Below are 2,390 nucleotides of genomic sequence, written 5' to 3' on the forward strand. Positions count from 1 at the left end.
TGAAAGCTCGTAGCCAAGCAGGTGATTACACCCTGGAGCGTTTTATATTTAATTATACCTAGCTACTTATCACTCGCAATTTTGGCCACCCTTACTACTAGACCTCTTCAAAAATAAGGAAAATGAGCAGGTTGAACTGCTGAAGCCCTGATTTTAGGCATACTGCACCCGCAAACGAACTAAACCGCACACACAGGCAATCACTATCTCGTACCTGCGTGAACGCATCCGAAACTCCTCTTTCGCAACTCGGAAAATCTTAATCACTCGAATGACATGCTCGACAAACACTCGTTTCTGACTCAGCTGGCAATTAAACTCCTTTTGCTCTTGAGTCAGTGTCCCCTTGGGCGATTTCTTATGCGGAGTGGTGGTATTGCGCCGACCGACATAGGCTTTATCTCCACTAAACGATAGTTCCTCTGGCAATTGAGCCTGCGTTTGCTCAAACAGTTTGCTGTCGCTACGCGGGCCTTTCTCACCAATGACGGCATCGACTAAGTCAACTCCGTTGGGCAAAGCAATCAGTTGGTTCTTGCGGGTGTGGTCTTTCTGTTTGCCGGAGTAACACGCCTCCTGCTCTTGATCATCACCCGGTCGAGGAATCGGTTGCTCCCACGTAGCGACGAGCAAGGCTCCGTCTGGCAGTTCGGCCAACCACTGCTCTCACTCAGCTCGTTCAACGCTGGGACACTCTTGCTGCCATTGTTCGAGCAGACTGGCGGACAATTGGCTGCGAAGATACGGTAGCATCTCATGGATGTAGTTCCACACCGTTGATTCTGCACACTCGATAGTCTCTGCGATCACTTGCATCGTCCAGTGTTGCCGCAGGTAGATGAGGGTCACCAGCAACCGACACAGCACTTGAGCATCCTTCTTGCGTCCCCCACCAATTTGTCGTTTCCGCCCAACTCGTTGAGCTTGGTTCTGTCGTTCGGCACGCTCCGCTGCCGCAATCCGCTGCCAGAGTTCCCACAAAGCATCCACTCCCATCCCCACCATGCGTTTGCCTCGTTGAGGATGCTCATTGACCAAGTGCCATAGATGGTTGAAGAACGCCTGATTCATTCGTTATCTCGGCAGGGTTGACCTCTCTATTTTGACCTCTCGGCTTCTTCTTGAAGAAGTCTACTGGACAACTAAGTTAGTCGCAAAAATAATGGCAAAATGTGATCCTAAACCAGTTCATGCCACGGCAGCTTGAATTCCGTACCCCTTTTGTGGTGACGTGTACTAAGGGAGTGGAGAAAGGGATTCTGCGGCTGTCAGCGCGGGATAAATTGGAGGCGCAGGGGACGCTTCAACTTACAGGTGCAGCCAACGTTGTACCAGGAGACGTATTGCAGGAGCAGATCCGCGCCATTCCCAAAGATGTGACGCTGCGAGTGGGACTCGATCGCTCCCTTGGCTCAGAGATGGAAAGCGCGAAGCGATCGCTGCAAGCCATCCCTCGTATGGAAGCGCTACCGCTGTTGCAGCAGGAAGTCCACATCATCCTGGGTCGTCAAGACGGCAGGGTGGGGCTATTCACTCCTGGCTTCGATTTGCTGCCAGAGTCTCCTGGGATGCCTGGAGAGGCGGTAACAGCGGCAGTCACACGGTTGCGAACGAAATTCAATCTGCTGCTGGCGGCGCAAATTTTGAAACTGATGTTAAATACCAGTGCCTCTCGCTTGAAGGTGAGCGCAGCCGTAAGAGTGGCAGATTCGCAGGATCTTCTGGCTCAGGCGTTTACCGTGCGAGGCGGCGGGCAGCCGCTACAAACGCTTCAGACTCGTTCTGATGGCTCGATGCAGTTGCTTGCCCAATTAAAGGTGGGAAAAAAGCTGCAAATTGTGGTGCAAAACCAGGAAGCGCATGAGCTTTACGTTGGCATTGTGTTCTTCAGCCCCAATGGATCGGTATTGCCGTTGCCGACGGAGCAGCTTTTGCAATCCGGTCAAGAAGTCCAGATTCCCGCGCAGGATGGCATCGAGCTACAGCCGCCGTTGGGCGTTGCCGAAATTTTGATCGTTGCGAGTACGGTTTCACTGGAGAAGGCGTTGTCTGCCCTGACTGCTTTAAGCAACCCACAAATGGATTCCCGTGGAGGTGCAGCAACGGTTGATGCCGTGTCTCAACTGCTAGATGACCTAGATGCAGGCACTCGTGGAGCCTCTAAACCTGCGTCAGACCCAACAGTGCGTCTGGTGGATACGCGCCAGATGGCAGCACTGTCGATCGCCTTTGAAATTGTGGCTTAACTATTAACCCGGCAATGATTGAGATTGCATTTCATGATGCAGCATAGGCAAGCTCAGGATGTCGAAAATAGCTTCTCACTCGTGCTGGCTGTTGAGTGACGATTAGATAGACCACCAAGACAATTACATAGACTGCTCCAGAGA

At 52.1% G+C, this 2,390-nt stretch carries 3 protein-coding genes; 1 reads left to right on the forward strand and 2 read right to left on the reverse strand.

The annotated features are described in order from the left end of the window. Positions 1–153 precede the first annotated feature (153 nt). Together AC5JLP_RS14275 and AC5JLP_RS14280 are read right to left on the reverse strand one after the other, a co-directional pair. Positions 154–657 (reverse strand): transposase family protein, encoded by a 504-nt coding sequence (locus AC5JLP_RS14275; RefSeq protein WP_496068587.1) that lies wholly within the window; start codon positions 655–657, stop codon positions 154–156. A gap of 9 nt (positions 658–666) precedes the next feature. After that, positions 667–1,071: a helix-turn-helix domain-containing protein gene (locus AC5JLP_RS14280; RefSeq protein ID WP_496068588.1), complete on the reverse strand. Its 405-nt coding sequence runs from the start codon at positions 1,069–1,071 to the stop codon at positions 667–669. A gap of 119 nt (positions 1,072–1,190) precedes the next feature. Here AC5JLP_RS14280 and AC5JLP_RS14285 point away from each other — a divergent pair, with 119 nt between their 5' ends. After that, positions 1,191–2,246, forward strand: coding sequence for a DUF4384 domain-containing protein (locus tag AC5JLP_RS14285; RefSeq protein WP_496068589.1), 1,056 nt, complete (start codon positions 1,191–1,193; stop codon positions 2,244–2,246). Positions 2,247–2,390 lie beyond the last annotated feature (144 nt).

The sequence above is a fragment of the Stenomitos rutilans genome (assembly GCF_059505485.1).

Bases quoted from the DNA above. Each gene is read 5' to 3' on its own strand.
- AC5JLP_RS14285 (WP_496068589.1), top strand. From the start codon at position 1,191: ATGCCACGGCAGCTTGAATTCCGTACCCCTTTTGTGGTGACGTGTACT.
- AC5JLP_RS14280 (WP_496068588.1), bottom strand. From the start codon at position 1,071: ATGAATCAGGCGTTCTTCAACCATCTATGGCACTTGGTCAATGAGCAT.